Origin of the sequence: Reichenbachiella sp. (genome assembly GCF_039941815.1) — a bacterium.
GTDB lineage: Bacteria > Bacteroidota > Bacteroidia > Cytophagales > Cyclobacteriaceae > Reichenbachiella.
The window spans coordinates 1-1,522 of the sequence record NZ_JBDVDW010000048.1 but is presented as its reverse complement, the minus strand read 5'-3'; the positions used below and the strand labels follow the sequence as shown (position 1 = coordinate 1,522).

2 protein-coding genes are annotated in these 1,522 nt (G+C 40.9%); both read right to left on the bottom strand.

Features of this window, described 5'->3' with window-relative positions:
- A partial coding sequence (locus ABJF11_RS10785; protein WP_348119858.1) for a hypothetical protein occupies positions 1-673 on the bottom strand: 673 nt, incomplete at its 3' end.
- The gene (locus ABJF11_RS10780; RefSeq protein WP_348119857.1) at positions 666-1,475 is read right to left on the bottom strand and encodes a hypothetical protein; all 810 of its coding nucleotides are present in this window, start codon (positions 1,473-1,475) and stop codon (positions 666-668) included. The genes ABJF11_RS10785 and ABJF11_RS10780, both read right to left, overlap by 8 nt.
- Positions 1,476-1,522 lie beyond the last annotated feature (47 nt).

Below are 1,522 nucleotides of genomic sequence, written 5' to 3'. Positions count from 1 at the left end.
TGGGCAAGGTCTCGTTCTCAGAGTTTTTGATATCGAAAGCGAGTTGATAGATATTTCGGAATGCTTCTATGGAATCATTTCGGGCATCTTTCATTGGAAGCACACAAAAACGCTTTTGTTTCTTCGTACCTCTAATTCCTGCAAACATTAGGTTTCGTATTTCGGCAGGATCAGATGTCTGAACCCCATCGTTATCGATGGCAAATTGTTTGACAGTTTTTACGCTCAAATCATCATTAAAATCATCTTTTTCGTTATTCCAAAACAGGTGCCGTAGCTCATCATATCTCAATGGGACGAACAGACGGCTGTACGTATAGTTGTTGGTTTTATACAACAACATGCAGAAGGTGCCTTCCGGGTTTTGAACTTCCAATATGATGAAGGAAGTGGAGTCAGGAAAGTAAAAGTCATAGGAATCCTCTTGGGAGTACGTCCCACCATTCCCGACAAACTTGAACTTTTTTTCACAACGACTGAAGTTGACCTCTGGATAAAGTAGCAGCTTCGTTCCGGCAAGACTTGCTGTTTTACCAACATTGTTCCGTCCAAACATTGCAAGATGCTCATCCAGCAAGATTTCTGAGTAACCGTGATTTGCCGAGTTAACATATACAAGGCGTTTTAGAATGTATTCTTCAGTCAATAGTCCATCATTTAGTAAATCATTCATTCAGGTAGCTCTCCTGCTCCAGTTCTCTTTTGGTTGAATAAATCAGTTGTGCAATATCAGACAGTTCGGGATAAAGGCGTCCTAATGCAATCACTTTTTCAATGGCTTCTGCGCTAGCGGGGGTTCTTACTCTTTCGAGCCTTTCCTTAATGTCGTTTGGTGTGAGAAAAACGACATTTGAGTTAGGTAATAAGGTAAGAAGATTACTGGCGATCTGAAGCCCGCCTGCATCTACATCCAGAAAAAGAAAAAGTGTGTCAAACTTAGCCAGAAAATCTCGGTGCAAAACATTAGAAATAGCATTGCCTTCTGTGAAAACTGTGAGCATGTCCTTTGGCTCAATACCATCTGTGCTGCAAAACTGCTTTAGGAAGTCCAAGGACTTATCTGCACTGATGAAGTTTTGTCTGTTCTCCATCAGTAATGCATGTTTCGGCCAAACTCTCTCTGGTTGAGCCATTCCATTGTCATCAAACATCACTACTTGAGGGTGAGTGCCCCCTTCTCTTACGAGAAGCATTGAACCATTTACTTTGTATGAGTGGCTTTGGTTTTGATTGGCAGCAGAGTTACGGTCCGTGTGTGATTCAGAGACAATTTTATCTAAGGCGCTTCTTAGCCAAGGAGCAATCCAAGTGACTTTGTAGTTTTTCCTACCAATTTTCCTTGCATCAAAGTCTTTGTTACTCACATTCAGATCAAGCTTAGGCGAGTTAAGCAGGTTGAGAAAACCCACATAGTCAAATGCTATGCCTTCATCAATTTTTTTAAGGTACTTCTCGACATGCTTTCCGTAATTCATTGAACCCACCAAAGTATGTACATTAATATACACTATACAGTATTAGC